Annotated in this window: 1 protein-coding gene; it reads left to right on the top strand. The window is 76.1% G+C overall.

The window, feature by feature from the left end; genetic code table 11:
- A partial coding sequence (locus tag B7767_RS30490; protein WP_179167352.1) for an FAD-linked oxidase C-terminal domain-containing protein occupies window positions 1-1,565 on the top strand: 1,565 nt, incomplete at both ends.

Below are 1,565 nucleotides of genomic sequence, written 5' to 3'. Positions count from 1 at the left end.
GCGGGGGCGCCTGGCTGTTCGTGGAGACCGGCGGGGACACGGAGGCGGAGGCACGCGCGCGTGCGGAGACGATCGTCCGCGCGGCGGACGTCGTGGACGCCCTGGTGGTCACCGACCCGGCGCGGCAACGCGCGCTGTGGCGCGTCCGGGAGGACGCGAGCGGTACGGCGACGCGCATGCCGGACGGAGCAGAGGCCTGGCCGGGCTGGGAGGACTGCGCGGTGCCGCCCGCCCGGCTCGGCGCGTACCTGCGCGACTTCCGGTCCCTCATGGCGGACCACGGGCTGCGCGGCACGCCGTACGGGCACTTCGGGGACGGCTGCGTCCACGTCCGCATCGACTTCGACCTGCTGACCGGGCCGGGCGTCGCCCGCTTCCGGCGCTTCTCGGAGGACCTGGCCGATCTGGTCGTGGCGCACGGCGGCTCGCTCTCCGGCGAGCACGGCGACGGCCGGGCCCGCGCGGAGCTGCTGCCGCGCATGTACGGCGCGGAGACGGTCGCCCTCTTCGAACGCGTGAAGGCCGTCTGGGACCCGGACGACCTCCTCAACCCCGGCATGCTGGTCCGCCCCGCGCCGCTGGACACCGGCCTCCGCTTCTCCGTCCTCCCGCGCGAACCGGTCGACGTCGCCTTCGGCTACCCCGCCGACGGCGGCGACTTCTCGGCGGCGGTGCGGCGCTGCGTGGGCGTCGCCAAGTGCCGTACGACGTCCGTGTCCGGGTCTGCGGTGATGTGCCCGTCGTTCCGCGCGACGGGCGAGGAACGGCACTCCACGCGCGGGCGCGCCCGCCTGCTGCACGAGATGCTCGCGGGCGAGCTGGTGACCGACGGCTGGCGCTCCACGGAGGTACGGGACGCCCTGGACCTGTGCCTGTCCTGCAAGGGCTGCCGCTCGGACTGCCCGGTCGAGGTCGACATGGCCACGTACAAGGCGGAGTTCCTGCACCACCACTACGCGGGCCGTCGCCGCCCGGCCGCGCACTACGCGATGGGGTGGCTGCCGGTGTGGCTGGGCTGGGTGGCGCGGACGAGGTCGGCGGGGGCGGTGAACGCCCTCGCCTCGGTGGGACCGCTCGCGGACGTGGCGAAACGGCTGGGCGGGATCGCGCGGGAGCGGGAGATCCCCCGGGTGGCGGGGGAGACGTTCACGCGGTGGTGGCGGAGGCGGGGCGGGCCCTCCGGTGAGGGGAAACCGGTGGTCCTCTGGCCGGACACGTTCACCGAGCACCTGTCGCCGTCGGTGGGCCGGGCGGCGGTACGCGTGCTGGAGGCGGCGGGCCTGCGGGTGGTGCTGCCGCCCACGCTGCGGCCGGGGAGCCGCCCGGTGGGCGACGCCCGCAGCCGCTCGGCCCTGTCCCTGCTGACGGCCCGCAGGGGCCGGGTCTGCTGCGGCCTGACGTACATCTCCACGGGCCAGCTCGACCGCGCCCGCGCGGTGTTGCGCCGCACCCTCGACCTCCTGGAACCGGTCCTGGCCACGGACGCCCCGCTGGTGGTCCTGGAACCGAGCTGCGCGGCGGCCCTGCGCACGGACGTGCCGGAGCTGCTGCACGACGACCCCCGC

It is taken from the genome of Streptomyces sp. 13-12-16 (assembly GCF_002114215.1).
Taxonomy (GTDB): Bacteria; Actinomycetota; Actinomycetes; order Streptomycetales; family Streptomycetaceae; genus Streptomyces.
Note: the sequence above shows the minus strand (reverse complement) of the source record. Positions and strands in the feature narration are given on the sequence as shown.